Here is a 25,714-nt window from a genome sequence, read left to right on the forward strand (position 1 = left end):
CATGGCCGAACATGCGATGGAGTCCAAGCTCCGGCCAGCGGTGGAGCTGTATACCGTAGCAATCTGTATCGCTGCCGCGGTGTTGTGCGTGTACTCGCCCTGGGCTGTAGCCCTGTCACCCGAGATCGGTCTGGTTGCAGCGCTATCCTATGCCCTGTTCGGCCTTATCCGGCTGCGACAAGCTTGGGAGGTGCTGCGTTATCGGCGCAATATCCGCCGGCCGCCCCGCTACGAACTAACAAGTCGCCAGATTCCGATCAGCCGAAAGCGTCTGTTCATGGGGCGCGGCTTTCGCTGGAGCCGTCTGCACACCCAGCGCTTGGTCGAAGCTCAAGACCCGGCGGTCGCTCACTATGTCGACCAACCGACCTGTTACCGCCTGGCCCGTGGACTCGAACGGCGCCTGGAACATGCACCGTTTCTACTCTCGGCATTGGCCCGTGTCACCGCCTGGGATAGCGCGTTCAATCCGTTGCGCCCTTTGCCCCCCGTCGGTGGTTCGCCGCTGTTGCATGGGGTCGAGCCCGACGAAACGGAAATCAGTCTGCCGCTGGGCGAACGGGTCGGACACACCCTGGTGCTCGGCACTACCCGTGTCGGCAAGACGCGACTCGCCGAGGTGTACATCACCCAGGACATTCATCGCATCGAACATGAGGTAGTCATCGTCTTCGATCCGAAAGGCGATGCTGACTTGCTCAAGCGGATGTATGTCGAAGCCAAACGGGCCGGTCGGGAAAAGGAATTCTATGTTTTCCATCTGGGCTGGCCGGAGATCTCCGCGCGCTACAACGCGGTGGGACGTTTCGGACGCATTTCGGAAGTGGCGTCACGCATCGCCGGGCAGCTCAGTGGTGAAGGTAACTCTGCGGCCTTCCGTGAGTTCGCCTGGCGCTTCGTCAATATCATCGCCCGTGCCCTGATCGAGCTCGGCCGGCGTCCGGACTACCTGCAGATCCAGCGACATGTGGTCAATATCGACGCGCTGTTCGTCGAATACGCTCAGCAGTTTTTCACCAAAACCGATCCGAAAGCCTGGGAAGTGATCGTCCAACTGGAAGGCAAACTCACTGAGAAGAACATTCCCCGGCATATGGTGGGACGCGAAAAGCGTGTGGTGGCCATCGAACAGTACCTGGCGGTGAAACGGGTATTCGATCCGGTGCTGGATGGACTGCGCTCGGCAGTACGTTACGACCGCACCTACTTCGACAAAATCGTTGCTTCGCTGCTGCCGCTGCTGGAGAAACTCACCACCGGCAAGACCGCCCAACTGCTGGCCCCCAACTACACCGACCTAGATGACCCGCGACCAATATTCGACTGGATGCAGATCATTCGCAAACGCGGCATCGTCTACATCGGCCTGGATGCGCTGACCGACGCCGAAGTCGCAGCCGCTGTGGGCAACTCCATGTTTGCTGATTTGGTCTCGGTCGCGGGCCACATCTACAAACACGGCATTGACCATGGCCTGCCCCCATCAGGCAGCAGCAGTGACAAGCTGCCGATCAACCTGCACGCTGATGAGTTCAACGAATTGATGGGCGATGAGTTCATCCCCCTGATCAACAAAGGTGGCGGCGCCGGTATCCAGGTAACCGCCTACACCCAGACCCTCAGCGATATCGAAGCACGTATCGGCAACCGCGCCAAAGCTGGCCAGGTGATTGGCAACTTCAACACCCTGCAGATGCTCCGCGTGCGCGAAACCGCCACCGCTGAACTGCTCACCCAGCAGATACCCAAGGTTAACGTGCTGACCAAGACCCTGGTGTCGGGTGCGACCGACACCTCCGATCCGGAGGCCAACACGGACTTCACCTCGTCCTCACAGGACCGTGTCAGCAGCACCAGTGTGCCGTTGATCGAGCCTGCTCATATCGTCAGTTTGCCCAAGGGGCAAATGTTCTCCTTCCATGCCGGTGGGCAGCTCTGGAAAGTCCGCATGCCGTTGCCAAAACCCTCCAACGACGACGCCATGCCCAAGGACCTACAGGAACTCACTCAACGGATGCGGGCGGCCTACAACGCGCAGGCGGGTCAGTGGTGGAGCGCAAGCGGTGGCGGCCCAACAACAAACTTCGATTTAGATCAGGTGGGGTAGCCCTACCCTGACCTAGGTTTCGACTCAACAGAAAGCGATCCGGAAGACGTCGTGCCCAACTCAACTCTGCAGTGCGCAATGGAGTGAACGATGGCGACTTCCGTCCAGAACACGCCGCCACAATCGGTCCAGCGCCCGGGGTTGATCATCTCGGCGATCAGCCTGGTTCTCCGCATCATCGGATTGCTGATCGCCTCGTTGCTGTTCTCGATCCTCATCGAGTTCGCAGGTCTGCTACTGTTCTGGGGCGATCAGGGTTGGCGACACAGCCAGGCCATGTTGAATAGCGAATTGGGATGGCTCGGCGAGCACTTCAAAGCTTCACTCATCCTCCAACAACCCGGGCAAACGATCGTTCAAGTACTGGATTTTCTAAATCAGTGGCTGCTGGTCGAGACTGGCTTTGCGGATTTTGCCCGGCAGGCTCGGGTGTCGAGCCAGGGCAACGGCTTCTGGAGTTGGACCAATCAGCTATACGTGAGCATCGAGGATTTCGTACTGGCTGCAGTGTATGTGACCTTAACCTTCGTGGTGCGCCTGACCATTCTGGTCCTGGCCATCCCCCTGTTTCTGCTGGCCATATTCACTGGTTTTGTCGATGGACTGATACGCCGGGACCTACGTAAATTTGGCGCAGGGAGAGAAAGTAGCTTTGTCTACCATCGAGCTAAACGAGCCGTGTTACCACTGCTGATCGTGCCCTGGGTTATCTACTTGTCTCTACCCTTTTCACTCAATCCCATGGCTGTGTTTTTCCCTTGTGCTGTGATGCTCGGCATCATTACGGCAATCACGGCAACGACATTCAAGAAGTATCTCTGATTCGGAAAAACCAGTTTTTTTTTACATGTCACGATGCCAGGATAGTTATCCAGCGGCCGAAAACTGACACACCATACGGATGCAAATAAAGCTGCTAGAGGTCGTCCTCGACTCCCACTATGGATTAGAGCATCAGATGAAATGTAGGCTTCCAAGATTTGGGCGGAATTCAAGGATCTAACCAGCAATTAAACTGGTGCAGGACTGGGTCAAGACTTGCACTCTTGACTTATAATTCTCACCAATAAAAAAGGGCCTTTACAGGCCCCTGATCATCAAACCGATCTTACTGAGTACGCCACGAGTCAACAACGTCTGCGCCAAACTCGACTTTCCATTCTTTAAGTTGTCGATGATTTCCACCTTTGGTTTCGATCACCTCACCCGAGTTTGGATTCTTGTAAATCTTCACTTCGCGAGCCTTACGGACTGCCTTTACGGGGGCAGCTATTGGTGTCGAGGTACGACGACCAGCTTCTGGATCCAGGATGCCAATGATGTTCTTCAAGCTGAAGCCGTACTCGCCAAGCAACGCACGTAGTTTGCTCTCAAATTCCATTTCTTTTTTCAGACCGGAGTCACTTTTCATCGACTCGAGCTCTGCGAGCTGTTCAGCCAGTTGTTGTTCAAGCTTGCGAAATTCAGCCAAACGAGACATGTGAAACTTCCTTCAGGTTAGGGAAATGAGAAGTGAACGCCCTCATGCTAAGCGATGATTGACTCTTCGTCACCCATACGCGTTTCAAGCAGAAGTGAATTCACTCATTGCCCTATGAGCAACACATTACTAATGGGGAAGGATTGCTAGACTGTGCTCTCTTTTTCGCCCAATCGATTGCTCGTGTATCTGTGAGTAAGTTTCTTCCGCTCGCCTCCAAAAAAGCGATACATCCCATCTCGCGTTTCATACTGAGTAATTCAACCCCTATCTTGATGCTGGCGCCATCTCCACATGGACCAGCATCATGTCGACTACCGTCTTTCGCTGCTTGTTATTCCTTTCACTGGCCATCGCTCATGTCAGCGGCTATGCCGCATCGACTCATGAGCAGGAACAGGAACAGCTCAGCCTAGTCCAGCAGCAACTCGACACTCTCGAACGCCTTGCGACGCGAGCGGAGGCAGCCCGTACCCTTGAACCAATCGAACGCTATCGATTCGACTACCCCCGACTGACCCAGGACATTCAGCGCATCCGCCAAGGGGTGCAGAGCTATCTGTACCCCTCCCGTGCGCAACCCCGCGACCCCAGTGAACTGGTCGGTGATTACCGCCTCGACACTCCGATTGCGGAGCCCTCGCCATGAGTATGACTGACGTTCAGATCGCTGCGTTCCAAAACGCCGCCGGCTTCGCACCGCAGAGCAGTTCGACGCTGTGGCTGTCCCTGGTTCTCGTCCTGACCTTGCTGTGGTGCGCCTGGGTGATGTGGACGGCTTACCGGGGTTGGGCGAGCGGCAGCGTGCGCTTTGGAGCCTTCGGCGGCAGCGCCGCACGCGTGCTGCTCACCTTGCTGGTTTTGATGTTCTTCACCCTGTCCTAACCCAGGAGATCGCCGCCATGCTCAAGTGTTTTACCCCTCTGAAAAACAACCTGCGTGATCGTGCGAGCCAGCGCTTGATCGGACTGCTGCTGGTGCTCGGCCCAAGCCTGGCTTTTGCCGAGCTCCCCACCATGGAAGCCCCTTCGCGCGGCGAAGGCTCCGGGTTGATCGAGACGATCAAAAACTATGCCTACGACGGCGGCATCCTGCTCGGTCTGCTGATCGCCTTACTCGCTTTCTTGGGGGTGGCGTGGCACTCGTTGACCGTGTACGCCGACGTGCAAAACCAACGAAAGACCTGGAAGGACTTGGGTGCAGTGGTCGGCATCGGTGCCCTGCTGGTGGTGATCATCATCTGGTTCCTGACCAAGGCGGCCGCCATTCTGTGAGGTCGGTATGAACGACACTATCGAACGCCTTGCCGACGGCACCTTGGTCTTTCTTCCAGAGCGACTCAATCGTGATCCCGCCGTATTGCGAGGGTTGACCAATGATGAGATGTGGGTAGCACTCGGCACTGGCGCCGTCATTGGCCTGCTGCTGGGCGTCCCTCTAGCGATTGCCACCGCTTCCATTGCCATAGCGCCGACCGGCATGATCGCCGGCATGGCGCTGGTGTTATTGGCCGGTGGCACGCTACTGCGCCGGGCCAAACGGGCTCGCCCCGAGACCTGGTTGTACCGCAAACTCGAATGGATGCTCGCCAGCCGTTGGCGCTTGGGTCGCGGCAGTCTGATCCTCCACTCCGGTGCCTGGACGGTCCGCCGTTCACGTCGGCTGCGTCCTGCCCTGTCACGGTGGCAGCCATGAGCCGATTTCGGAACAAGGTCGATGCCCAACAGGCACACATCTTCAGCCTGCGTCTGGCGGTAGTGATCCTTGCTCTGCTCTGTGCCGGACTCTGGTATGGCTGGCGCTCGGCACCGACCGATCTGACCGTACATGTACCGCCAGATCTGCGCTCGGGCAGCACGCGCAAGTGGTGGGATATCCCCTCGGAGAATGTCTATGCCTTTGCCCTGTACATCTTCGGTCAGCTCAACCGCTGGCCCTCGGATGGCGAGCAGGATTATCGTCGCGCCATCTATGGCCTGCAGTCCTACCTGACACCCGCCTGCAAGGCCTTCCTCGACGGTGATTATGAGTACCGTAAGGCCGCCGGCGAGCTGCGCCAGCGGGTGCGTGGCGTCTACGAAATTCTGGGCCGAGGATACAGCGAAGATCCGGAACTCAGGGTCAAGCAACTCGATCGCGATAGCTGGCTGGTCAAGCTCGATCTCAATGCCGATGAATATTACGCCGCCGAACCGGTGAAACGGGTGGTGGTGCGTTATCCATTGCGCGTGGTGCGTTTTGATCTGGACCCCGAACGCAATAAATGGGGGCTGGCACTGGATTGTTATCAGGGCACGCCGCAAAAAATCTCCCTGCTTGGAGGTGAGCCATGAAGCGGATTTCTACCCTGGGACTCACCGTCGCACTGATGCTATGGGGAGCTGCAGCGCAGGCCGTCGAACTGATGCACTGGGAGCGCCTCCCCCTCGCGGTCCCATTGGTGATCAATCAAGAGCGGGTGGTCTTTGTCGATGAGGATGTTCGAGTCGGTGTGCCCTCAACCCTGACAGGCAAGCTGCGCGTGCAATCTACCGGCGGAACGCTGTACCTGCGCGCGTCGGAAGCCATTGCTCCGACCCGACTGCAATTGCAATCGGTCGCGACGGGCGAAATCATCCTGCTGGATATCGCGGCCACGCCTGGTGATCAACCGCTGGAGCCCGTGCGTATTCTCAAGAATGCTCCGGTGCAGGCTACCGAGGCGGAGTCTAGCACCGTCCCTGTTCCAGAAAGCACGCCGATCCCGGTCGCGTTGACGCGCTACGCCGCACAAAGCCTGTACGCGCCGCTGCGCACCGTGGAGTCCCTGCCCGGCGTACGCCGCGTACCGCTCAAGCTGCGCACCAAACTGCCGTCCCTGTTGCCGACCGAAAACGTGTCCAGCACGCCCATCGCCGCCTGGCGACTCGGTGATTACTGGGTAACGGCGGTGAAGTTGCGCAATCGTGGTCCAGCGACGGTGCAACTCGATCCGCGCCGGCTTCAGGCCAAGCTGTTCGCCGCGGCCTTCCAGCATGCTTTCCTCGGGCCGGTCGGCAGTGCCGAAGACACCACGATCGCCTACCTCGTCACTCGCGGTGCCGGCCTCGAACAAGCGGTGCTGCTCCCGCCCGTTGCGCGAGGTGCTGACGATGAAAGCTAACGCCTTGCTCAAATGGCTGGTACCGGCTGCGCTGCTGGGCGTGGTGCTGATCATCCTGAAAACCTGGGTCCCGGGTGGCAGCACACCTTCTCCAGAGCACCCAGTTGATCAGGGCAATATTCAATTATCCGCCGAGCAAGCCAAGTCGCTCGGCATTGCGGGCGATACCCCACGCGACACGGTCGCCACCCTGGTCGGCCAGGTGAAGGCCATGCGCAGCGACATGCTCGGTTTGAAGAAACACAATGACTCACTGCAGACGGAAAACAACCGCCTACGCGAGCGGGAAAACAGTGTCGATTCGCGTATCCAGACCGCGCTTGGCAGTGTGACCCAGCAGGTCGACGAAGGCCGCCGCCAAGCCAACGAGGCCCGACTCAAAGCGGAACAAGACAGTCGTCAGGCTCGCGGCCTGCTGACGCAATTGCAGGAACAGTTGTCGGGGCTGGCTGGCAAAAGCAAGGACATGCCGATTGGATTGGGGCTTGAGCCCGGCGACGGCGCTCAGTTCGAAGGGCGACACGCTACCAATGATGCGCTGCAGTGGATTGAACCCTCGGATGCTCCGTCCACCGACGCCAGAGGCAAAACCACGACTTCCTCCGCACTGAGCCTGCCTACCGCTTTCAACTCTCTGGAAGGCTTGAAAGACAACGCGATTGATCGCAGCCAGAAACAGCTACGTGCAGTTACCAAGGGTGAGCGCGACCTGACGCGATCCGTTGATCGTACCGAAGGCGCGAAGCCGGTCTACACCATTCCCGAAAACGCCACGCTGATGGGCTCGGTCGCCATGACCGCGCTGATCGGCCGAGTCCCGGTGGACGGCACCGTGAATGACCCCTATCCCTTCAAGGTGCTGGTCGGTCCGGAGAACCTGACCGCCAACGGCATCGACCTGCCGGACGTCGCGGGGGCCGTGATGAGCGGCACGGCGTCCGGTGACTGGACCCTGTCTTGCGTACGCGGACAGGTCGAGTCAATTACCTTTGTGTTTACCGATGGCACCATCCGCACGGTGCCTCAGCCGAAGGCGATAGCCAGCCGCACTGCGTCCACCCCCCAGAGCTCGAACACCGACAAGATCCGTGGCGGGCTCGGTTACCTGTCCGATCCGTATGGCATTCCTTGCATTGCCGGCGAGCGCCGCTCGAACGCCCAGCAGTACCTCGGCAGCCAGAGCCTGATCACCGCGGCCGGCGCCGGTGTCGCCGCCTTACTCGGGGATGAGCGGAACAACAGCAGCGTGATCAGTTCGGGTGGCAGTACCCTCGGGGTCACCAGCAGCAGTGGCAATAGCGCACTGAATTCAATTCTCAGTGGTGGGGTCAGCGACATCCGCGAGTGGGTCAACAAACTGTATGGCGAAGCCTTTGCTGCCGTGTACGTGCCACCGGCAGCACAAGTCGCCCTGCACCTCGACCATGAGATTACCATCGACTACGAGCCCAAGGGCCGGAGCGTTCGCCATGAAAAAGACCATGCCTCTCTGCCTGACCTGGATTAGCGTGTTCTGCTGGGTCCTTGTGGGGTGTTCCACCAACAAGGAGACGCTTCTGCCCCATGGCGAGCAAACCATGCTGGATATCTGGAACGGCGCCGGCTCACAGGGTACACAACAGCAACTGTTGGATGCTCGGCAACCGTTGCGCCGCCCGTTGGCTCAAACAGATCTCTCCGCTTCGCTCCAAGAACCGTACACGCGTACAGCAGCGAATGAAATTCGCAACCTGTTCCCGCGCCTGCCCAATCCTGATTTGGTGATGTACGTGTATCCGCATCTGAGTGGTACCGAGCAGGCACCAGTGCCTGGATACTCGACCGTCTTTCCATTTTACCAACGGGTGCAGTACGCAATGCCGGGTGAACGTCAGGAAGATCTGTAATGTGTAGCGACGATACGGGCAACTGCACGTCTGCATGGAAAGCCTGGCGCAACCCATTGCGCCCCCGCGCCACACTGGCCGATGAAGCTGCGCTCTATGCGCACAATCCCAGCTTCACCGATCATCTGCCGTGGGTCGAATACCTCGAAACCGAGCAGTGTTTTCTACTAGATGACAATCGCTCTGTGGGTGCGGTGTTCGAGCTACTGCCCATCGGCACCGAAGGGCGCGAACCCGAATGGCTAATGGCAGCCCGCGACGCCCTCGAAGATGCCCTGCAGGATAGCTTTGACGAGCTGGATCAAGCGCCTTGGGTGGCGCAATTTTTCTGCCAGGACGACAACGACTTCACCCCCTACCTGACCCGGCTCACCGACTATATTCAGGACGGCGCCCGAGGCACGGTTTTCACCGAAGCGTACCTGGAACTTATTCGCCGACATTTGAAAGCCATCTCCAAGCCCGGCGGCCTGTTCGAAGATAAGGCAGTCACGCGCCTGCCCTGGCGAGGAAACAACCGTCGGGTGCGATTGGTGATCTATCGCTGGCTTGAGTCTGACGCTGAGGAGACGGGACTCACCCCGGTGCAATCCCTGCAACAGGCTTGCGAACGTATCGGTGCTTCGTTGCAGGCGTGCGGGGTGAAATCGACGCGAGTCGATGGCCGAGGTCTGTATGCCTGGCTGCTGCCCTGGTTCAATCCGGCGCCCACGCTCACCAATGAAGCACCCGAGGAGTTCTACCGCCGTGTGGCCTATCCGGAGTCGGGTGACGGTGAGTCGCTGGAGCTGCCCTTTGATCACGATTTTGCCGAGCGGCTGTTCTTCAATGAACCGCGTTCGGATGTGCAGCACGGACTCTGGTTTTTCGACGAACAACCCCACCGGGTCATGGTGGTGGACAAGCTGCGCCGGGCCCCACTGATTGGTCAGCTCACTGGCGAAACCCGTAAGGGCGACGCGGTGAACGCGCTGTTCGACCAGTTACCCGAAGGCACGGTGATGAGCCTGACCCTGGTGGTCAAACCGCAGGATGTACTTGAGGAGCAGTTGAACCGCCTGACCCGCAAAGCCATCGGTGAAAACTTGGCCTCGGCCCAGACCCGTCAGGATGTCGAAGAGGCTCGCGCGATCATCGGCCGCCAGCACAAGCTGTACCGGGGCACCCTGGCGTTTTACGTGCGCGGTCACGATGAGCAGCAATTGCACCAGCGATCGGTCAGCCTGGCCAACGCGCTGCTGGGTGCGGGGCTGCAACCGGTACGCGAAGGCGATGAAGTCGCCGCCTGCAACAGTTACCTGCGTTGGCTACCGATGGCTTACAACCCGGCCCGCGACACGCGCAACTGGTACACGCGCCTGATGTTCGCCCAGCACCTGGCGAACCTCGTTCCCGTCTGGGGTCGCAGCACCGGCACCGGCCACCCGGGCATCACCCTGTTCAACCGCGGCGGTTCGCCATTAAGTTTTGATCCATTGTCACGGCTGGACCGGGCCATGAACGGCCATCTGCTGTTGTTCGGACCGACCGGCGCCGGCAAGTCGGCCACGCTAGTCACCCTGCTGATGCAGGTCATGGCGGTGTACCGCCCTCGCCTGTTTATCATCGAGGCCGGCAACTCATTCGGTTTGCAGGGCGACTACTTCGCGACACAGGCCCTGTCGGTCAACAAGGTCCAATTGAAACCTGGTGCCTCGGTCAGCCTCGCCCCCTTTGCCGATGCCTGGCGCCTGGTCGAGCAGCCGGATCAGGTGGCGAGTCTGTCGATCGATGAGCTGGACGATGACGTGGTAACCAATCGCGAAGACCAGCGCGACATTCTCGGTGAATTGGAAATCACCGCCCGGTTGATGATCACCGGCGGCGAGGCCAAGGAAGAGGCGCGCCTGAGTCGAGCGGATCGCAGCCTGATCCGCGAGTGCATTCTCGATGCGGCGCAGACCTGCGTCACCGCGGGCCGTCAGGTGCTGACCCGCGACGTGCGCGTCGCCGCCGACCAATATCTGCCCGAGAAGCGTCGTGAGCGCGCCCAGGAAATGGGCGAGTCCATCGACCTGTTTTGCCAGGGCTTCGAGGGTGAACTGTTTGATCGCGAGGGTACGCCTTGGCCCGAGAGCGATGTGACCATTGTCGATCTGGCCACTTACGCGCGCGAAGGCTATGAGGCACAGATGTCCATTAGCTACATTAGCCTGATGAATACCGTGAACAACCTTGCCGAGCGCGATCAGTATTTGGGTCGGCCGATCATCATGGTCACCGACGAGGGCCATATCATCACCAAGAACCCGCTGCTGGCGCCATTCGTGGTCAAGGGCACGAAAATGTGGCGCAAGCTCGGTGCCTGGTTCTGGCTGGCGACGCAAAACCTTGCCGACTTCCCCACGGCCGCGCAGACCATGCTCAACATGATCGAATGGTGGATTTGTTTGAACATGCCGCCCGCGGAAATCGAAGAAATCGCACGGTTCAAGAAACTCACGCCGGCACAGAAAGCCTTGTTGCTCTCCGCCAGCAAGGAACCGGGCAAATACACCGAGGGGGTCGTGCTGTCGAAGAAACTCGAAACGCTGTTTCGAGCCGTGCCACCCAGCCTCTATCTCGCTCTGGCGATGACGGAGCCCGAGGAAAAGGCCGAGCGTTGGACACTGATGCAGGAGAACGGCTGCTCAGAGTTGGAAGCGGCGTATCGGGTAGCTGAACGGATCGATAGAGCGCGAGGAATAGAACCCGCATAGGGGAATCTATTCAGGCCTCTCGCTCTAGAGCGAGTGATCGGTTATTGCGGTATGCCCCGGAGCCGCTGCTGAATCCTCAACAAGAATCCGGCTTCAAAGGCATCCTGGCAGTCACCGACAGGGAAGGTCTTGCGGGTTTGCGCCAACTCCCACCACAGTGGAATCTCACCCGGCGTATCAAGCCAAGCTTGGGCACATTGCACGCCACGTTCAATCATTGGGGCAAATTCGTTGCCCCAGGGTGTCAGAAGGCTTGGACAACCGTCCGCCGCCGGAATTGAAATGTAGTTTTCGTCCATACACACCCTAGATGTCTGATTTTATTGTTAGACGCTGGTCCAGCTTCGAAAAGCTTAACGAAACCAAATGAACGCTCAATAACAGGCATGAGCATCAAATGGCCTAGATCAATGCAAATGTAGACTATATCCCGTGGATTGAGAGTCCCTCAAGGCGCAATTTGCGCGCATGACTCAAGACTACGAACAGCTTCGTCTGCAGCTGGCGGAAAACATCCGCTTGATGCGACGCGTTAAAAACCTTACCCAAGAGCAGCTCGCGCTCATGGCCGAGGTGGATCGCACGTACGTCAGTCAAATCGAGCGATGCACGGGCAATCCGTCGCTGTTGGTCCTGTGCAAGCTCGCCAATATTCTCGAAATTACCGCAGATCAGTTACTTGTGGAACCCGATATCCTGCGTAGCGCCCTTCACGTCAAATAATAGTCTCACGCCTCACAAACCCGATAGATCCGCCTTCATAATTTCCACTGACAGTCTTCAGTCCGTAATCGAACCTGCCCAGGCCATACACTGAGAGCCTGGATCATGCCTGTTGCCTGCTCGTCAATCCCGCCCACAAAGCTACGGCCCTTGGCGCTGAGTATCCTGCTGGCGTGCGGCCCAAGCGTGGCGCTGGACACCGGCAGCATCACGTCCTCCGTGCTTTCGCAAAACTGCCTCTACTACAGGGTCGTCGGTATTTGTTTCTGGCTCCTCTGCACGCCCTTCGGCTGCACAGTCAAAACCTCGACCAAGGTTCGTCATTTCACTCCTGAATTGGTGGTCTCGAGCTACGCCACCACCGGCAATAACCCTTGGACCGAGATGGCCACCCTCTCCTCGCCCATCAGCGGTGCGGAAGGTGGCGGCAACCTGATCACCCCGAACACCCACCGCGACAACCTGCCCCGCTTTAAGAACGTCGATGGTATCGGCCACCCCGGTGGCTGGATCGCCACGCAACTGGCTTCGCAATCCGGCTATGCCTGCGCCAGCGGTGCAACTGCATTCATGCCTTACTACCTGAGTACCCTGGACTCACTGGCGTGGCGTCATGGCATCCCGGAAAGTCTTTACCCCGAGTCGCTCATGCCGGGGATCCGTGAAATCGGACGTCAGGCTTCGGGAAACATGTGGGGCAACGTTTATCCCCGGCAGGGCTTTCTGGTACAGCCCGACGATTTCAAGGCGGCCGCAGTCATGGCGCAACGGGCCGGCGATGTGATTACCCGCAACTGGCAGCCGCATGTGTATGTACCACTCACGCCCGCCAAACGCGACGGCTACTGGCCGCCGGGTCCGATCGTTGAAAACGACGCTTCGACCCACAAATGGCAATTGCTCTACCCCCAGGTGCAGCCCACGTGCGCCATCTTCCCCAGCGATCCGGTACAGAGCGCGGATGGTGGCTACGCCTGGTCGCTGTGGCGGCCCTAGCCACTCATCAACTGGGCTTGGATCAGCCTGAACAGTTCGGCCTGGTAAACCGCGTCATGGAGAGCGTCATGGTCACCTTTCTTGCGAGGGTTGACGATTTTGGCGATCTCACTGGAGCGGGTCTGCTCCCAGGTGCTGCGCGCGGCGCCGAAGTACATCGATTTGATATCCAGAGCCGCGATACCGAAAGGGTTTTCCCCCAGGAAGTAATGGAAGTAATGGTTCACAAATGCCCAGTCGAACGAGGCGTTGAAGCCGACAAATACGGCCCGCGTGCCCTCAGGTGCCACCTGCTCAACCCAAGCCTTGAATTGCTGCATGGCTTCGCGGGGATCTAGCCCTTCGGAACGAAGCTGCTCCAAAGACAACCCTGTAACCTCCAGCGCCTCTGGGACATATCGGTCACTGGTAGGTTTGAGGTAACAGGAGAACGTCTGGGTGTCATCAGATACAAGGCACGCCCCGATCGACAGCATGCTGTATTCCCCGGGGATAGGCCCTGATGCCTCGACATCCACGGAAATGAAAACTTCTGGTGTTGCAGTCATTAGCTACTCCTCGGCAATCAGTCATCGAGTCAGCCCGTTCGCAACTCGATTGCGGTGCGCGGCCGAGGTACATCAGCCGCGCAGGTGCAACAGCACTTACTTGTCTTCCATAACAGGCGAAGGACGCAGTGACTCAATGGAGTCCTTCAAGTCCTTGAACGTCAGCGCGCGATCCGGATAAGCCAGTGCGAGCGCTGCCGGATAGAGACGGGTACGAAGGTCAGAGTACGTCCATGCCGGCCGCTCGCTACGCTCTCCGGTCAGCGCAGCCAGCTCTTGGAACTGCTTGTCGGTCAAGCGCAACCCCTGCAGATCCATCTCGAACAGGGCTTTGCGCTCATCAGTGTCGGGCCTGCGGAACTCTTCGACGATCGCTGCACGGCGCTGGAGCGCGGCGTCGACCACCGACAGTCGATTGGTACACAGGAACACGACCACTCGCCCCTTGTACTTACGCATCTCGTCCACGCCCTGGATAAGCGTGTTCACCGCAACCTTGTCTTCATGATGGCTCTGGCTTTGAGAGCGGGATGCAGCGATGGAGTCACCCTCATCAATCAGCAGAATCGCTCGCCGGTTTTTACCGGCCGCGTCCGCGACCTCCGCCCAAACTTGAGTCAGCAACGTGCCCATTTCACCCACACGCCCGCTACCGCGGACACGGTTGCTCAGTTTGAGCAGCACCGAATCTTCCACCCCGGATTCGCGCACGATGCGATTGGCGATGCACTCGGCCATGGCCGTTTTGCCCGTACCAACGTCACCGTGGAAGATGACCAGTGGGTACTGATCTGCAACCAGGCTGCAGATCGGCAAAACACTTTGGTGGTAATCCTTGCTCCAAGCCCCAAGTTGGCCGACATCCAGTAACAGCCGGAGTTGGTTATAAACCCGGTCGTATCGCTTAGCGAATCCTAGGAGGCCTGCCTCACGCGCAGACAGTTCACCATCGGGCAGCACCGTTTCGGTATCAAAAACACTCACCTTGCTCATTGGCCGAAATCCTTGCGCTGTACACCGTAACCGTTGCTGGAATACTCGCGGCCTGGCTTTGAAGCCAGCGAGGCATGGCTGATGTCAGCCGTGGAGGGTGACCAGGTACGCTTGAACTTAGGGGTCAGTTTTTCCTCAGCTGTAGAGTCGTAATGGTGGGTGTAGGACAACACAATACGCAGCCTTCCCTCTGGGCACCTTGGCCACAGGCTGTCACCAGGCCGCTCATTGCTCAACGTTCCCGACTCCGCGTCGATGGTGAAGCATGTTGCCTTCAACTCCTTTTTATCGCCGGAGAGAATGGTAACGTCCACCGATTTCAAGTAGCCGCCTTTGGCCAACAAATCAATATCATGAGCCCACTCCTTCGCGCGCTCCTCAGTAGCTGCGCCAGTGCTGGATGCGATCATCATCAAGTCCATCTTGACTCGCCGCATGACGGTCTCGATGTCTGCGACCGAGTAAGTTTCTGTCCGAGTAGCTGTCTGACTCATGCCGCGTCCTCCACGCTGAAGTTTTTACCGAACAGCTCTTTCCAAACGTCGAAGTCATCGTCGACAGACGCCAGGTATGCGGTCTCCCACGACGATTTGGCGAGCGCGACAATCTCCCTACGCTCGGCCTCGGTGATACGACTGGCAACGTTGTTGGCGTTGCACACCGGATCAAGGATGACGACAGCGTCATCGAAAGCCGGGATTACCCCAGTATTTTCGGGGAACTTGATCACTTCCTTCAACTGAGACTGAGCGATGTAGAGCAGGAAAGCGCGAAACCTCTCTTCCAGCGATCCCTCCTTGCCGTTGACCTCCAGCACGTGGGCCATGATGAGCTCGATGGCGAACGATTTGAGGGTACACTCCGTGTAGTTGCGCCACCGTTTGGCCAAGCGCACCAAGGTACGGAAATCGGCGTCTTCTTTCTTACGATCAGCGACGAATTTGATCTGGCAGGGGGCGCACGTCTCGACCTTCGACCCATCCACACGATCAAACTGCCAGCCGTAACCTTCTTTGTTCGGGTTGGCGATCACCGGGACGATGTCCACATCAAGCCCCGTGCCCTTGAAGGTCACCGTCGCTGCCTTACGCTGGATGACAAAATCGTCAACCGCCTTGTTTGGGTACATCTCGATCAGCGCGGCGTGGATCAAGTCGCTCAGGCTTTTGTAGGTCTCCTGGCTAACGCTTTTACCCGAGATGTAGAAGACCACATCCACATCGACGGGGTTGTCGCTGCTTTTGCGCAAGATGGTGTGCTTAGCGAAGGAGCCAGCCTTGACCACCCGTTCGATGGTGATCTTGTGCTGTTCGCGAATCTTGCTCCGCAGCGCTTTGATCAGCCTGTCGACTTGGGCGTTGTATATCTCCCGTCTATCCTTTGGCAGGCGCAGCACGTTACTGTCGTAGCGTCGAATCTCAGCGTTATTCAATGGCATGACACTTAGCCTCGATGATTTGAGCCAGCCACCACCTACCGCACGCCTCCCCATGAGCCGGCCAGCCAGGTGACAGCAGGTACCAGGGCACCTATTTAACGGCGGCGCATGCGTGGAATTGGAGCCGGAGCCTCTAGGTTTCCGGGAAGACCGATTGCCATCTACAGGTTGCTCGCGTAGCCTAACTATACGACTACTTTTTAGATGTAGTCTAGTTTTTATACGCACAGAGGCAGCCATGATGACTGATGAACCCAATGCGCCGGGCAACAGCCCAGCTTCACCCGCACGCCCAGGCGCGCGCTGGGGTCAAGAGCGTCGTTTAGAACTTATTGACTACCGACTCAGGTGGGACGGGCAGATCAACCGAAGCGATCTGACTGATTTTTTTGGAATTTCCGTACCGCAGGCATCTATCGACCTTTCCGAGTACGCGCGCTTGGCGTCGCATAATCTTGAGTACGACAACCGCACTCGTGTCTACCGATCCACCGCGGCCTTCTCACCGGTTTTCGCCTCAAGCGCATTGGATCGCTACCTGGACGACCTGCTCAGAATCGCGATCCAGCCTGACATCCCATACGGAAGCTTTCTGGGTTGGCATGCGCCTGTAGCGACAGTGCCCCGCCCTGGACGACGCCTGGATGCAGATACTGTCGGTCTGGTGCTGAGAGCGATTCGTCAGCACCATGCCCTTTTCGTGACGTACAGCTCGCTATCGACTCCGGAACCGACTGATAGGAAGTTGACGCCTCATGCGCTTGTTCAGGATGGCGCGCGTTGGCATTTCCGAGCGTTCTGCCACACCAAGCATGAGTTTCGAGATTTCTCGCTGTCCCGAGTGATCACGGCCCGCGACGCTGGCCCTGATGAGGATCGAGCTGCTGGGGATACTCAGTGGCACACCATCGTGGATCTCGTTATCGGCGCCAATCCTCGCTTAAAGCCGCATCAGAAAAGGGTCATCGAGTGGGACTATGCCATGGAAAACGGCGAGATCACCTTGCAGTGCCGGCAGGCTCTGACGTTCTACTTGCTGTACCAGTTGAACCTGCAGGAGGAGAAGCCTGAGAACTCTCCCCTGCGGCAGCAGCTGACCCTTAAGAACCGCAAAAAAATAGAGCATCTGCTACCGCCGCTGAGCTGACTCAACGAGCAAGATGCCTGCCCCAACACTTATCAGCACTAGGAGCCTCTGGATGGCCAGCTTAGAAAAACAGTGCTTCCTGATCGCAGGGAGCATTTCGAAATCAACGGATCGAACACAGGTCGGACGGGCGCACCAGCTGGTTCGCGGCCTGACGAAAGCAGCGCTGGCTGAAAAGGCTTCACTGATTGTCTATCTCAGCGGCGAGCCGAAGAATGAGCACGGCGACTCCATGGTGTTCGATTGGACGATTGCCCGTGAAGTGGAGCAGTTGAGCACCCAGTTGGACGTTAAGGGCAGGCTGCACATCGTCACATCCCAGCGCTCCTTGTACAGCAAGATGGATGACGAAGGTCGTGAGTTGGTCAGCCGCCTGGTTGGCCAAGACATCGCCCAGATTGAATACGTAGATGACGACGTCGTCACGGGTGGAAATATTCGCGACGCGCAGCTGGATCTGGCGACAGCCATGATTGCCATCAGTGGAGGCAAAGGCGTTCTCGACCGTGCCCAACGCGCGCTCAAGCTTAAGCTTCCAGTTTTTCCTTTTGACATTGATGTCGGGGCATTCTGCGATGATGGCCCGGGTGCCCCCCTGCTCCACCGGCAGTTCACCCAAAATCCAGCCGCCTACCTGCCTCATACCGGGGAGAGCGTTCGTCGCAAGATGCTTGGGCTATCAGCTCAACATACCCTGGGTGACCTCCAGCCACTGGCCGACAAAACCATTCAACTCTTCGTTGATGAATTTGCGGCGAAGGACGCGGCAGCGTCCCCGGATGTCCTGGTGCTGACCGCGTTGCCTATCGAACTGGCCGCAGCTAAGCATGCCCTTGGCATCGATGAAGACGATTACGGTTTTCAGAGCGAGCACGGCATCCATGTCTGGCGAGTCAAGGTTGAAGGCCGGAACGGCCCTCTCACCTGTGTTGTAGCGTCGTTCAACGGTGCCGGAAATACCCAGGCATCAGCAGTGACATCAATGCTCATTTCCGAATTCCGACCCCATGCGGTGTTCATGATGGGCATCGCTGCCGGGATGCGATCGAAGTTGAAGCTCGGCGATGTGATCTTGTCCGAGCGCGTAGTTGCTTATGAAGGTGCTGCCGCGCTTTCGGGCGGTGTCATGGTTGCGAGGCCAGACATGTCCAAGCCCGAGTTCAGAACCCAACAAGACATGGGGGCTTACCTTGCCCGCGGTTCCCGCTTAGCACGCCTAGCACGACACGCTGAGTCCGTGGGACTGGTGTTCCCGCCTTCATCAGCCGCCGGCGAAGTGTCAACGGCCCTGAACCCAACACTCACCACGATTGCGGCAGGCGAAAAGCTCGTACGCGATGAGCAGCTCTTCAAGAAAATGCAGGAGCTGCATGGCAAGGTGTGTGTCGCTGAGATGGAGGCCCACGGTGTATTTGAAGCCTGCTCTAGACATGAAGTCCCCGCTCTGGTGATTCGAGGGATCAGTGACCATGGCGACCACCTCAAGGACGATGCACTTCATTATGTGGCATCGATGGCCGCGGCAGTCGTGACTGCTGACTACATCGCTCATGGGCTTATCTTGCACCGCAAATAGGTCGATTTGCGATTGGCTGGAGATGCAGCAAGTCGTCACCAGCCACCGTCGCTGCCACCGACCGACACGGATCTGATCTTAGATAAGTCGATGCTCGTGCAGAAACCTCACCTCCCCGCTGAAATTTAGGAATGTGCATGACCGCTGCCATCAGTGATTCAACAGCCCAAATCGCGTTTTCAATGTTTGAGAACAAAGGCGTCTACGCAGTGCTTCTTGGCTCGGGCGTATCACGCTCGGCGGGCATACCGACTGGCTGGGAAATCACCATGGAGCTGGTGAAACGATGGGGCATAGCATCTGGTGCCGGCGAACAGGAAGATTGGCTCGCGTGGTACGTAGGTCAAACAGGAGAGCAGCCCAATTACTCCACGTTGCTCGAACGCCTGGCGACAACCCAGACTGAACGGCGAGCGATCATTCAAGGCTTTCTGGAACCTAGCGAAGACGAGTTAGAGGATGGCCTTAAACTGCCCACCCCCGCACATCGAGCGATCGCTGCGATGGTCAAAGCGGGTCATGCACGCGTGATCATCACGACGAACTTCGACCGACTCATGGAAAATGCGCTGCGCGATGTCGGCGTTGAGCCAACTGTCGTCAGCTCAGAAGACACCCTCGCAGGAGCGGAGCCACTCACTCATGCGTCCTGCTACATCCTGAAGATCCATGGTGATTACAAGGATGCCAGGATCCTCAATACCGATGGGGAGCTGGGCAAGTACCCGCCAGCGTTCAATACGTTGCTTGACCGCATCATCGATGAGTTTGGGCTGATCGTCGCGGGCTGGTCAGGTGAGTGGGATCATGCGCTAAGGGCGGCGTTTTTGAGGGCGCCCTCCCGTCGCTACCCGACCTACTGGCTTTCGCGAGGAAAATTGAGCGAGCGTGGCCAAGAGCTCATCACTCAGCGGCGCGCCAACGTCGTGACGGGCCTGGATGCCGACACCTTCTTCGATGGGCTGAACCTCAAACTGGAAACCATCCAGCAATCCCGCCTGCAGAACCCTGCCGGCATCGAGCTGACTCTCGCTATGGCCAAACGCTTTATGGCCAGACCCGAACACAGGATTCAGCTGGATGATTTAGTGACCAGCCAGGCTCATCAAGCGATCAGCCATCTGGCTCCTCTCTTCGCAGAACGACCTCAGGGCAGCACGTCCAAGGATTTTACCGACCTGGTTGAGATCTACGAAGCGGCCATCGAGCCCCTAGCACGCCTTTGTGCAGTGTTAGGGCGATGGGGTGCAGGTGTTGAGCATACGATCGTTTTGGATGCGATCAAGGGCCTGCACGCTGCGTCTCAGGTCGAGCAGTCAGGGTGGGTAGCTGGACTTGCATTGAAGAGTTACCCGATAGCACTTGTTACCTATGCGTATGGCATGGGACTTGTGCGGGCCAACCGCCTGAGCGAGCTAAACGAGCTGTTTAACACGACACTTATCAACCGGCGCGAAATGCCTTTCCCTGTGGGACTTGATCTATCACCGTTCTACGTTGAGGGAGCCAATGGCCTGTTTGAATTATGGAAGAGCTTCGAAGACCAAAGTAGAGCTCTTACCCCATTGTGCAACCGACTCCATGACCGTCTTACGCCTCGGTGGGCGCCTGACTTCGCAGGTCTGCAGGATCACGGGCTGCTCTACGAACGGTTTGAGTTTTTCAGTTTCCTGTTCTTCTGCGAGCAACGCGGAGTCAGTGAAGAATCGCTCGCGGATGCGGTGAAAAACCACGGTTTCAAAAAAATCGCATTGGGCCGGCTTTCCTGGCATTCAGAGACCATCAACCGCTTCGCTCACGAATATGCGACCGAAGAGTACAGGGCCCCGCTGCTGGCAGCAGGGTTCGCACTTGGGTCGCAAAGCTACCTGGAGCAAATGCTTGAAGGACTGAAGCGGCTGTCCAGGTACTGACGCCTCACGCATTCCAATTAATGCAAATACGATTCAAATGGGGTACATGCGTTTGCTGGTGAAAACCCAGAACAAGTTTGGATTCTGGCAGCGGGCATCGAGGGAGGTGATTTATGCGTTCTTCATCGGGTCACTGCCACTCCTGGCCACCACCTCACAAGAAGAGGTGAGCGTTTTGGTGACCGCGCTACTGACCGCACCCGAGCTCATGACTTACTACGTGTACCTGCTGATAGCATTCGCTATCGTCAGCATCTTCACGCTTAGGGTGACGTTTCAATCCTTTCACCTCATTGGAAGGTCGCGGGAAGTGCACACGTTCTTCATCAACGTAGGAGGTAGCTTGCTGACTGCCTGTAGGGCTGCGTTGGGGGCTGACCATGGAAGTAGTCCTGCTCGCCCACATCACATTTAACCGAATAGGCTCGGCCAGTGGCGGAGGCTTTCAAAGCCAACGCCAGGTCAAGTTTTCCGCTGAGCTACCAGACACCGACCAATCGGCCTTAAGGGAATTGGTGATCGAGATCGCCGAGACAAATGGTGAAGCGGCGGGAGCCTTGAGAGAATTGAGGTACGAGCGAAGCTACGGAGGGGAATTGGTACTCAACATCCAAGGCCCGAGCACCTCATACGGCACCGCTTATGCCCAATGTCGCATCATCCATGCGCTGAAAGCCAAAGGGCAGTACTTCGAGCTTCAGGCGGTAGAAGACAGAGACGTCACACCATATGCCTCATCTTGGCGGGCTAAGTAGTTCGCATATCGACTCATCGAACCACCAAGGTTTTGCCGGATTCAGGTTGGTCATCCAGTATACGGAGGCGCACTGAATACCAGCCACGGCCGCCGAAGTCCGCGTCATAAATCACCATTCGCGATCGCTCGCACACTCCGTGCGAATGTGGGCAAAACCGGGGGCATAATTCAATTTTTTCAGGCTGTAACTGCCGTCCTAGAGCCCAGTCAAAATGTTCTTTGGAGAGAACGACCTTGACTGTATTTACAGGCTTCGGGTTCACCACGCTTTGCGGCGCGGCTCAGCGTCAACCGCAACCACCCAAGCACGGCATCGATAGCTTTAACAATCAGGTTACTGCGCTGATCGGCCCTATGTCTCCATCACCAGGAAGTTCATAACACCCATCGACACGAACCTCCGCCGCTGGAATCATGTGATATTCGATGACTCTACCGAAGTCTGAGCGAATGCCCGGATCACTTCACCAGCAACAGAGAGCTCCGCGTTACCTACAGCCATCGCCCGAAGCTTGCCTCGCGGACTGTCCAGATCGGCAACTCATTAACGAACGTCTTCGCTTCTTCAGGTTCTTGCACCGGTAGGGGCTGTCCGGGGGACACAAGACTCGAACGCCTCTCAGATGGCATAGCTACCTAGATCCAGAATATCCGTGGGAGTAAATGTGGGAGTATTTTTTCAGACATGAAAAAGCCCAACCGGTGAAGATTGGGCTAAATCATTGAAAAATATGGTCGGGACGGAGTGATTCGAACACTCGACCCCTAGCACCCCATGCTAGTGCGCTACCGGACTGCGCTACGCCCCGACTAGGCGTGTTACCTGTTGCTGTTCTCGACGAACGCTCAAGAATATAACGCAAGCTTTTGAAAACTGGAAGTATTTAAAAGCAGAATTTTATTTCTTGAGGACCACCAGCACATCTTCGAGTTCGGAGATCATCTGGCGGATCATCTGTTTGTACTGGGTGGTGTCGTCTTTGGCTTCATCGCCGGACAAACGCAAGCGTGCGCCGCCGATGGTGAACCCCTGATCATAAAGCAACGCACGGATCTGCCGGATCATCAGCACGTCTTGGCGCTGATAATACCGGCGGTTTCCGCGGCGTTTGACGGGGTTGAGTTGAGGAAACTCCTGTTCCCAATAGCGTAGTACGTGCGGTTTTACCGCACATAACTCGCTGACTTCACCAATGGTGAAGTAGCGTTTGCCTGGGATGACGGGAAGCTCGTCGTTATGACTTGGTTCCAGCATAAGCCTCAACTCGGGCCTTCAACTTCTGCCCTGGACGAAAGGTGACCACACGGCGAGCCGTGATCGGGATTTCTTCTCCCGTTTTCGGATTGCGGCCAGGCCGCTGGCGTTTGTCCCGAAGGTCGAAGTTGCCGAAACCGGACAACTTCACCTGTTCGTTGTCTTCAAGAGCGTGCCTGATTTCTTCAAAAAACAGTTCGACCAATTCCTTGGCCTCCCGTTTGTTCAGGCCCAGCTCTTCATACAGACGTTCCGCCATTTCAGCTTTCGTCAGAGCCCCCATACGTCACTTCCTTAACGTGGCGTTCAACCTTTGTTCGAGCGAGGTGAGGATGTTTTGCGTCGTGGTATTCACCTCATCGTCATTAAGAGTGCGCGATGGATGCTGCCAGGTCAAGCCAACTGCAAGGCTTTTTCTATGAGGATCAATGCCTTTACCCTGATAAACGTCAAACAGCCTGAGGTCTGTCAGCCATTCGCCTGCATTTTCACGGATTACATCCATGACGGCACTGGCGGCAACGCCTGCGTCGGCCAGCAACGCGAGGTCACGGCGTACTTCAGGAAAGCGCGATAACTCGTGGAATTTAGGCATTTTGCCCAAGGCCACTTCGCCCAATACCAGCTCGAAAACGAACACCGGACGGTCGAGACCGAGGGTTTTCGACAGTTCGGGGTGCAGCGCGCCGATGAAACCGACTTCGCGACCTTCACGCTCGATGCGCGCGGTCTGACCCGGGTGCAATGCCGGGTGGCTGCCCGGGGAGAAGGTGAACGAGTCCAGTGCACCGGCGAAGCCCAGCACTGCTTCCACGTCTGCCTTGACGTCGAAGAAATCCACCACGTCGCGACCCTGTGCCCAGCCTTCCGGCAGACGGCTACCGCAGACTACACCGGCGAGCATCGGCTCTTGCTTCAGGCCTTCCAGCTGACCGACAAAACGCAGGCCGCTTTCGAACAGGCGTACGCGATCCTGCTGACGGTTCAGGTTGTGCTGCAGGGCTTTGACCAGACCAGGCCACAAAGACGAGCGCATGGCTGCCATGTCGTTGGAGATCGGGTTGGCCAGCAGCAGCGGTTCAACGCCCGGATTGAACAGTTCAAACTGTTTCGGATCGATGAAGCTGTAGGTGATCGCTTCCTGATAGCCACGGGCTACCAGCAGACGACGCAACTCAGGCAGGTCGCTACGGGCTTCGGCCTTGGCTTGTGGTGCCAGGCGCGCTTGCGGGTAACGGACCGGCAGGCGGTTGTAGCCGTACAGGCGGGCCAGCTCTTCGATCAGGTCGACTTCCAGGCTGATATCGAAGCGATGGCTTGGCACTTCAACGCGCCACTGCCCTGCCCCGTCCGCCGCGATGGTCAGGCCCAGGGCGCTGAGCAGCCGCTCGACTTCGACCGGATCCATTTCCATGCCGAGCATCTGGGTGATGCGCTGGGCACGCAGGGTGATCGGCGCGATTGACGGCAGGTACTGCGCGTTGACGGTCTCGATGATCGGGCCGGCATCGCCGCCGGTGATGTCCAGCAGCAGGCCAGTGGCGCGCTCCATGGCTTCACGGGCCAGTTGCCAGTCCACGCCGCGCTCGTAGCGGTGCGAGGCATCGGTGTGCAGGCCGTAGGAACGGGCCTTGCCAGCAACCGCGATTTGGTCGAAGAACGCGCTTTCCAGGAAAATGTCCCGCGTCGTGGCGGATACGCCACTGTGCTCGCCACCCATCACACCGGCGATTGCCAGGGCACGGGTATGGTCGGCGATGACCAAGGTGTCGGCGCGCAGGCTGACTTCCTGACCGTCGAGCAGGACCAGTTTTTCGCCTTCTTCAGCCATGCGCACGCGGATGCCGCCGTTGATTTCGGCAAGGTCGAAGGCATGCAGCGGTTGGCCCAGCTCGAGCATCACGTAGTTGGTGATGTCGACGGCGGCATCGATGCTGCGCACATCGGCGCGGCGCAGACGCTCGACCATCCACAGCGGTGTTGGCTTGGACAGGTCGACGTTACGGATTACCCGGCCCAGGTAACGTGGGCAGGCGGCGGGTGCCAGCACTTCTACCGAGCGCACTTCGTCGTGCACGGCAGGCACGGCAGCCACCACTGGACGGGTTACCGCAGCGGCGTACAGCGCGCCCACTTCACGGGCCAGGCCAGCCAGGGACAGGCAGTCGCCGCGGTTCGGGGTCAGGTCGACCTCGATGCTGGCGTCTTCCAGGCCCAGGTAAACCCGGAAGTCTTCGCCTACCGGCGCATCGGCCGGCAGTTCCATCAGGCCGTCATTGCCCTCGCCCACCTGCAGTTCGGCTTGCGAGCACAACATGCCGTTGGACTCGACGCCGCGCAGCTTGGCTTTCTTGATCTTGAAGTCACCTGGCAGTTCGGCACCGATCATGGCGAACGGAATCTTCAGGCCCGGGCGTACGTTCGGCGCTCCGCACACGACCTGGAAGGTTTCGGCACCGTTGCTGACCTGGCACACGCGCAGCTTGTCAGCGTCCGGGTGTTGCTCGGTGCTCAGCACCTCGCCCACTACGACGCCATTAAACACACCGGCGGCCGGGGTAACGCTATCGACCTCAAGACCGGCCATCGACAGACGAGCAACCAGCTCGTCGCGACTTACCTGCGGGCTTACCCAGCCGCGCAGCCATTGTTCACTGAATTTCATCCTGCTCTCCTAAAAATTCGTTACGACTAGCGAAATTGCGCAAGGAACCGCAAGTCGTTGTCGAAGAACAGACGCAAGTCGTTCACGCCGTAACGCAGCATGGCCAGACGCTCCACGCCCATGCCGAAGGCAAAGCCTGAGAACTCTTCCGGATCAATGCCGGACATGCGCAGCACGTTCGGGTGCACCATGCCGCAGCCCATCACTTCCAGCCAGCCGGTCTGCTTGCAGACGCGGCAGCCTTTACCGCTGCACATCACGCATTCCATGTCGACTTCAGAGTTTGGATGTGTGTAGTGTATGTAATTAGTTTTTTTACTCTTGTAGATTTCTTTTTTGTAGTTATCATT

The 25,714-nt window shown here is 57.9% G+C and carries 26 protein-coding genes, 1 tRNA gene and 1 pseudogene; 17 read left to right on the forward strand and 11 right to left on the reverse strand.

The genetic code is table 11. The features are described from left to right. The first annotated feature begins 1 nt into the window (after window position 1). Both traD and ACIOVD_RS03430 read left to right on the forward strand, forming a co-directional pair. Window positions 2-2,107 carry a type IV conjugative transfer system coupling protein TraD gene (gene traD, locus ACIOVD_RS03425; RefSeq protein WP_401126130.1) on the forward strand — a complete coding sequence of 702 codons (2,106 nt, stop codon included), beginning with the start codon at window positions 2-4 and terminating at the stop codon, window positions 2,105-2,107. 90 nt (window positions 2,108-2,197) lie between these two features. Continuing rightward, window positions 2,198-2,929 carry a TIGR03747 family integrating conjugative element membrane protein gene (locus tag ACIOVD_RS03430; RefSeq protein ID WP_167655004.1) on the forward strand — a complete coding sequence of 244 codons (732 nt, stop codon included), beginning with the start codon at window positions 2,198-2,200 and terminating at the stop codon, window positions 2,927-2,929. Between the two features lie 286 nt (window positions 2,930-3,215). Here ACIOVD_RS03430 and ACIOVD_RS03435 read toward each other — a convergent pair whose 3' ends face one another. Further along, on the reverse strand, window positions 3,216-3,587 hold the full coding sequence (locus tag ACIOVD_RS03435; protein WP_029290860.1) for a histone-like nucleoid-structuring protein, MvaT/MvaU family: 372 nt from the start codon (window positions 3,585-3,587) through the stop codon (window positions 3,216-3,218). A gap of 307 nt (window positions 3,588-3,894) precedes the next feature. On the opposite strand from ACIOVD_RS03435, the gene ACIOVD_RS03440 reads away from it, so the two are divergent. Genes ACIOVD_RS03440 through ACIOVD_RS03480 form a run of 9 tightly spaced genes read left to right on the forward strand, consistent with a single transcriptional unit; the run spans window position 3,895 to window position 11,353 of the window. Continuing rightward, window positions 3,895-4,236 (forward strand): RAQPRD family integrative conjugative element protein, encoded by a 342-nt coding sequence (locus tag ACIOVD_RS03440; RefSeq protein WP_029290858.1) that lies wholly within the window; start codon window positions 3,895-3,897, stop codon window positions 4,234-4,236. Next, complete coding sequence (locus tag ACIOVD_RS03445; RefSeq protein WP_029290855.1) at window positions 4,233-4,472, forward strand: TIGR03758 family integrating conjugative element protein; 240 nt, start codon at window positions 4,233-4,235, stop codon at window positions 4,470-4,472. Before ACIOVD_RS03440 ends, ACIOVD_RS03445 begins: the two co-directional genes overlap by 4 nt. A gap of 17 nt (window positions 4,473-4,489) precedes the next feature. Continuing rightward, window positions 4,490-4,861 carry a TIGR03745 family integrating conjugative element membrane protein gene (locus ACIOVD_RS03450; RefSeq protein ID WP_020300904.1) on the forward strand — a complete coding sequence of 124 codons (372 nt, stop codon included), beginning with the start codon at window positions 4,490-4,492 and terminating at the stop codon, window positions 4,859-4,861. A gap of 7 nt (window positions 4,862-4,868) precedes the next feature. After that, window positions 4,869-5,282, forward strand: a complete 414-nt coding sequence (locus tag ACIOVD_RS03455; protein ID WP_074844896.1) for a TIGR03750 family conjugal transfer protein — start codon at window positions 4,869-4,871, stop codon at window positions 5,280-5,282. Further along, window positions 5,279-5,920 carry a PFL_4703 family integrating conjugative element protein gene (locus ACIOVD_RS03460; RefSeq protein WP_401126133.1) on the forward strand — a complete coding sequence of 214 codons (642 nt, stop codon included), beginning with the start codon at window positions 5,279-5,281 and terminating at the stop codon, window positions 5,918-5,920. The genes ACIOVD_RS03455 and ACIOVD_RS03460 overlap by 4 nt, the downstream gene beginning before the upstream one ends. Continuing rightward, window positions 5,917-6,729 carry a TIGR03749 family integrating conjugative element protein gene (locus ACIOVD_RS03465; RefSeq protein WP_401126135.1) on the forward strand — a complete coding sequence of 271 codons (813 nt, stop codon included), beginning with the start codon at window positions 5,917-5,919 and terminating at the stop codon, window positions 6,727-6,729. The genes ACIOVD_RS03460 and ACIOVD_RS03465 overlap by 4 nt, the downstream gene beginning before the upstream one ends. Further along, window positions 6,719-8,236: a TIGR03752 family integrating conjugative element protein gene (locus tag ACIOVD_RS03470; protein WP_401126137.1), complete on the forward strand. Its 1,518-nt coding sequence runs from the start codon at window positions 6,719-6,721 to the stop codon at window positions 8,234-8,236. Before ACIOVD_RS03465 ends, ACIOVD_RS03470 begins: the two co-directional genes overlap by 11 nt. Next, window positions 8,199-8,615, forward strand: coding sequence for a TIGR03751 family conjugal transfer lipoprotein (locus ACIOVD_RS03475; RefSeq protein WP_401126139.1), 417 nt, complete (start codon window positions 8,199-8,201; stop codon window positions 8,613-8,615). Before ACIOVD_RS03470 ends, ACIOVD_RS03475 begins: the two co-directional genes overlap by 38 nt. After that, window positions 8,615-11,353 carry a conjugative transfer ATPase gene (locus ACIOVD_RS03480; RefSeq protein WP_401126141.1) on the forward strand — a complete coding sequence of 913 codons (2,739 nt, stop codon included), beginning with the start codon at window positions 8,615-8,617 and terminating at the stop codon, window positions 11,351-11,353. Before ACIOVD_RS03475 ends, ACIOVD_RS03480 begins: the two co-directional genes overlap by 1 nt. 41 nt (window positions 11,354-11,394) lie before the next feature. On the opposite strand, the gene ACIOVD_RS03485 is transcribed toward ACIOVD_RS03480, so the two are convergent. Then, window positions 11,395-11,652 carry a LasR-specific antiactivator QslA gene (locus ACIOVD_RS03485; RefSeq protein ID WP_191948589.1) on the reverse strand — a complete coding sequence of 86 codons (258 nt, stop codon included), beginning with the start codon at window positions 11,650-11,652 and terminating at the stop codon, window positions 11,395-11,397. Window positions 11,653-11,821: 169 nt separating this feature from the next. Between ACIOVD_RS03485 and ACIOVD_RS03490 the strand changes: the two genes are divergently transcribed. Both ACIOVD_RS03490 and ACIOVD_RS03495 read left to right on the forward strand, forming a co-directional pair. After that, window positions 11,822-12,076, forward strand: a complete 255-nt coding sequence (locus ACIOVD_RS03490; protein WP_029290836.1) for a helix-turn-helix domain-containing protein — start codon at window positions 11,822-11,824, stop codon at window positions 12,074-12,076. A gap of 105 nt (window positions 12,077-12,181) precedes the next feature. Beyond that, entirely contained in the window at window positions 12,182-13,072 is an 891-nt protein-coding gene (locus tag ACIOVD_RS03495; protein WP_401126144.1) for a TIGR03756 family integrating conjugative element protein, read from the forward strand. Here the strand turns inward: ACIOVD_RS03495 and ACIOVD_RS03500 are convergent. The 4 genes from ACIOVD_RS03500 to ACIOVD_RS03515 form a co-directional block, all read right to left on the reverse strand. After that, window positions 13,069-13,620 carry an exonuclease domain-containing protein gene (locus tag ACIOVD_RS03500; protein WP_401126146.1) on the reverse strand — a complete coding sequence of 184 codons (552 nt, stop codon included), beginning with the start codon at window positions 13,618-13,620 and terminating at the stop codon, window positions 13,069-13,071. The two genes, ACIOVD_RS03495 and ACIOVD_RS03500, sit on opposite strands and share 4 nt — an antisense overlap. A 96-nt stretch (window positions 13,621-13,716) precedes the next feature. Further along, on the reverse strand, window positions 13,717-14,613 hold the full coding sequence (locus tag ACIOVD_RS03505; RefSeq protein WP_401126148.1) for an AAA family ATPase: 897 nt from the start codon (window positions 14,611-14,613) through the stop codon (window positions 13,717-13,719). Continuing rightward, a complete protein-coding gene (locus ACIOVD_RS03510; RefSeq protein WP_401126150.1) occupies window positions 14,610-15,107 on the reverse strand; it encodes a hypothetical protein in 498 nt (165 codons plus the stop codon). Before ACIOVD_RS03510 ends, ACIOVD_RS03505 begins: the two co-directional genes overlap by 4 nt. After that, window positions 15,104-16,051, reverse strand: a complete 948-nt coding sequence (locus ACIOVD_RS03515) for a CBASS oligonucleotide cyclase (protein WP_401126152.1) — start codon at window positions 16,049-16,051, stop codon at window positions 15,104-15,106. The genes ACIOVD_RS03510 and ACIOVD_RS03515 overlap by 4 nt, the downstream gene beginning before the upstream one ends. Before the next feature lie 238 nt (window positions 16,052-16,289). Here ACIOVD_RS03515 and ACIOVD_RS03520 point away from each other — a divergent pair, with 238 nt between their 5' ends. The 4 genes from ACIOVD_RS03520 to ACIOVD_RS03535 all read left to right on the forward strand — a co-directional run bounded on the left by ACIOVD_RS03520 (window position 16,290) and on the right by ACIOVD_RS03535 (window position 21,442). Next, the gene (locus tag ACIOVD_RS03520) at window positions 16,290-17,198 is read left to right on the forward strand and encodes a helix-turn-helix transcriptional regulator (protein WP_401126154.1); all 909 of its coding nucleotides are present in this window, start codon (window positions 16,290-16,292) and stop codon (window positions 17,196-17,198) included. Between the two features lie 52 nt (window positions 17,199-17,250). After that, window positions 17,251-18,774 carry a purine phosphorylase gene (locus ACIOVD_RS03525; RefSeq protein WP_401126156.1) on the forward strand — a complete coding sequence of 508 codons (1,524 nt, stop codon included), beginning with the start codon at window positions 17,251-17,253 and terminating at the stop codon, window positions 18,772-18,774. Window positions 18,775-18,911: 137 nt separating this feature from the next. Beyond that, on the forward strand, window positions 18,912-20,687 hold the full coding sequence (locus ACIOVD_RS03530; protein WP_401126158.1) for an SIR2 family protein: 1,776 nt from the start codon (window positions 18,912-18,914) through the stop codon (window positions 20,685-20,687). 380 nt (window positions 20,688-21,067) lie between these two features. Beyond that, window positions 21,068-21,442: a hypothetical protein gene (locus ACIOVD_RS03535; protein ID WP_401126160.1), complete on the forward strand. Its 375-nt coding sequence runs from the start codon at window positions 21,068-21,070 to the stop codon at window positions 21,440-21,442. A gap of 734 nt (window positions 21,443-22,176) precedes the next feature. Here ACIOVD_RS03535 and ACIOVD_RS03540 read toward each other — a convergent pair. From ACIOVD_RS03540 to ACIOVD_RS03560, 5 genes and pseudogenes are all read right to left on the reverse strand, one after another. Next, window positions 22,177-22,253 (reverse strand) — tRNA-Pro (locus ACIOVD_RS03540). 89 nt (window positions 22,254-22,342) lie between these two features. Next, complete coding sequence (locus ACIOVD_RS03545) at window positions 22,343-22,699, reverse strand: MerR family transcriptional regulator (protein ID WP_027620568.1); 357 nt, start codon at window positions 22,697-22,699, stop codon at window positions 22,343-22,345. Continuing rightward, window positions 22,680-22,982, reverse strand: a complete 303-nt coding sequence (ihfA, locus tag ACIOVD_RS03550) for an integration host factor subunit alpha (protein ID WP_002553164.1) — start codon at window positions 22,980-22,982, stop codon at window positions 22,680-22,682. Before ihfA ends, ACIOVD_RS03545 begins: the two co-directional genes overlap by 20 nt. Window positions 22,983-22,985: 3 nt before the next feature. Beyond that, window positions 22,986-25,364 (reverse strand): phenylalanine--tRNA ligase subunit beta, encoded by a 2,379-nt coding sequence (pheT, locus tag ACIOVD_RS03555; protein ID WP_159994800.1) that lies wholly within the window; start codon window positions 25,362-25,364, stop codon window positions 22,986-22,988. 26 nt (window positions 25,365-25,390) lie between these two features. Then, a pseudogene (locus ACIOVD_RS03560) lies at window positions 25,391-25,714 on the reverse strand (phenylalanine--tRNA ligase subunit alpha); the annotation flags it as partial.

Source organism: Pseudomonas sp. NPDC087626 (assembly GCF_044743405.1).
GTDB lineage: Bacteria > Pseudomonadota > Gammaproteobacteria > Pseudomonadales > Pseudomonadaceae > Aquipseudomonas.

What these genes read in the sequence shown, in the direction of transcription:
- traD (WP_401126130.1), top strand. Translation starts at nt 2, where the DNA reads ATGGCCGAACATGCGATGGAGTCCAAGCTCCGGCCAGCGGTGGAGCTG.
- ACIOVD_RS03430 (WP_167655004.1), top strand. Translation starts at nt 2,198, where the DNA reads ATGGCGACTTCCGTCCAGAACACGCCGCCACAATCGGTCCAGCGCCCG.
- ACIOVD_RS03435 (WP_029290860.1), bottom strand. Translation starts at nt 3,587, where the DNA reads ATGTCTCGTTTGGCTGAATTTCGCAAGCTTGAACAACAACTGGCTGAA.
- ACIOVD_RS03440 (WP_029290858.1), top strand. Translation starts at nt 3,895, where the DNA reads ATGTCGACTACCGTCTTTCGCTGCTTGTTATTCCTTTCACTGGCCATC.
- ACIOVD_RS03445 (WP_029290855.1), top strand. Translation starts at nt 4,233, where the DNA reads ATGAGTATGACTGACGTTCAGATCGCTGCGTTCCAAAACGCCGCCGGC.
- ACIOVD_RS03450 (WP_020300904.1), top strand. Translation starts at nt 4,490, where the DNA reads ATGCTCAAGTGTTTTACCCCTCTGAAAAACAACCTGCGTGATCGTGCG.
- ACIOVD_RS03455 (WP_074844896.1), top strand. Translation starts at nt 4,869, where the DNA reads ATGAACGACACTATCGAACGCCTTGCCGACGGCACCTTGGTCTTTCTT.
- ACIOVD_RS03460 (WP_401126133.1), top strand. Translation starts at nt 5,279, where the DNA reads ATGAGCCGATTTCGGAACAAGGTCGATGCCCAACAGGCACACATCTTC.
- ACIOVD_RS03465 (WP_401126135.1), top strand. Translation starts at nt 5,917, where the DNA reads ATGAAGCGGATTTCTACCCTGGGACTCACCGTCGCACTGATGCTATGG.
- ACIOVD_RS03470 (WP_401126137.1), top strand. Translation starts at nt 6,719, where the DNA reads ATGAAAGCTAACGCCTTGCTCAAATGGCTGGTACCGGCTGCGCTGCTG.
- ACIOVD_RS03475 (WP_401126139.1), top strand. Translation starts at nt 8,199, where the DNA reads ATGAAAAAGACCATGCCTCTCTGCCTGACCTGGATTAGCGTGTTCTGC.
- ACIOVD_RS03480 (WP_401126141.1), top strand. Translation starts at nt 8,615, where the DNA reads ATGTGTAGCGACGATACGGGCAACTGCACGTCTGCATGGAAAGCCTGG.
- ACIOVD_RS03485 (WP_191948589.1), bottom strand. Translation starts at nt 11,652, where the DNA reads ATGGACGAAAACTACATTTCAATTCCGGCGGCGGACGGTTGTCCAAGC.
- ACIOVD_RS03490 (WP_029290836.1), top strand. Translation starts at nt 11,822, where the DNA reads ATGACTCAAGACTACGAACAGCTTCGTCTGCAGCTGGCGGAAAACATC.
- ACIOVD_RS03495 (WP_401126144.1), top strand. Translation starts at nt 12,182, where the DNA reads ATGCCTGTTGCCTGCTCGTCAATCCCGCCCACAAAGCTACGGCCCTTG.
- ACIOVD_RS03500 (WP_401126146.1), bottom strand. Translation starts at nt 13,620, where the DNA reads ATGACTGCAACACCAGAAGTTTTCATTTCCGTGGATGTCGAGGCATCA.
- ACIOVD_RS03505 (WP_401126148.1), bottom strand. Translation starts at nt 14,613, where the DNA reads ATGAGCAAGGTGAGTGTTTTTGATACCGAAACGGTGCTGCCCGATGGT.
- ACIOVD_RS03510 (WP_401126150.1), bottom strand. Translation starts at nt 15,107, where the DNA reads ATGAGTCAGACAGCTACTCGGACAGAAACTTACTCGGTCGCAGACATC.
- ACIOVD_RS03515 (WP_401126152.1), bottom strand. Translation starts at nt 16,051, where the DNA reads ATGCCATTGAATAACGCTGAGATTCGACGCTACGACAGTAACGTGCTG.
- ACIOVD_RS03520 (WP_401126154.1), top strand. Translation starts at nt 16,290, where the DNA reads ATGATGACTGATGAACCCAATGCGCCGGGCAACAGCCCAGCTTCACCC.
- ACIOVD_RS03525 (WP_401126156.1), top strand. Translation starts at nt 17,251, where the DNA reads ATGGCCAGCTTAGAAAAACAGTGCTTCCTGATCGCAGGGAGCATTTCG.
- ACIOVD_RS03530 (WP_401126158.1), top strand. Translation starts at nt 18,912, where the DNA reads ATGACCGCTGCCATCAGTGATTCAACAGCCCAAATCGCGTTTTCAATG.
- ACIOVD_RS03535 (WP_401126160.1), top strand. Translation starts at nt 21,068, where the DNA reads ATGGAAGTAGTCCTGCTCGCCCACATCACATTTAACCGAATAGGCTCG.
- ACIOVD_RS03545 (WP_027620568.1), bottom strand. Translation starts at nt 22,699, where the DNA reads ATGCTGGAACCAAGTCATAACGACGAGCTTCCCGTCATCCCAGGCAAA.
- ihfA (WP_002553164.1), bottom strand. Translation starts at nt 22,982, where the DNA reads ATGGGGGCTCTGACGAAAGCTGAAATGGCGGAACGTCTGTATGAAGAG.
- pheT (WP_159994800.1), bottom strand. Translation starts at nt 25,364, where the DNA reads ATGAAATTCAGTGAACAATGGCTGCGCGGCTGGGTAAGCCCGCAGGTA.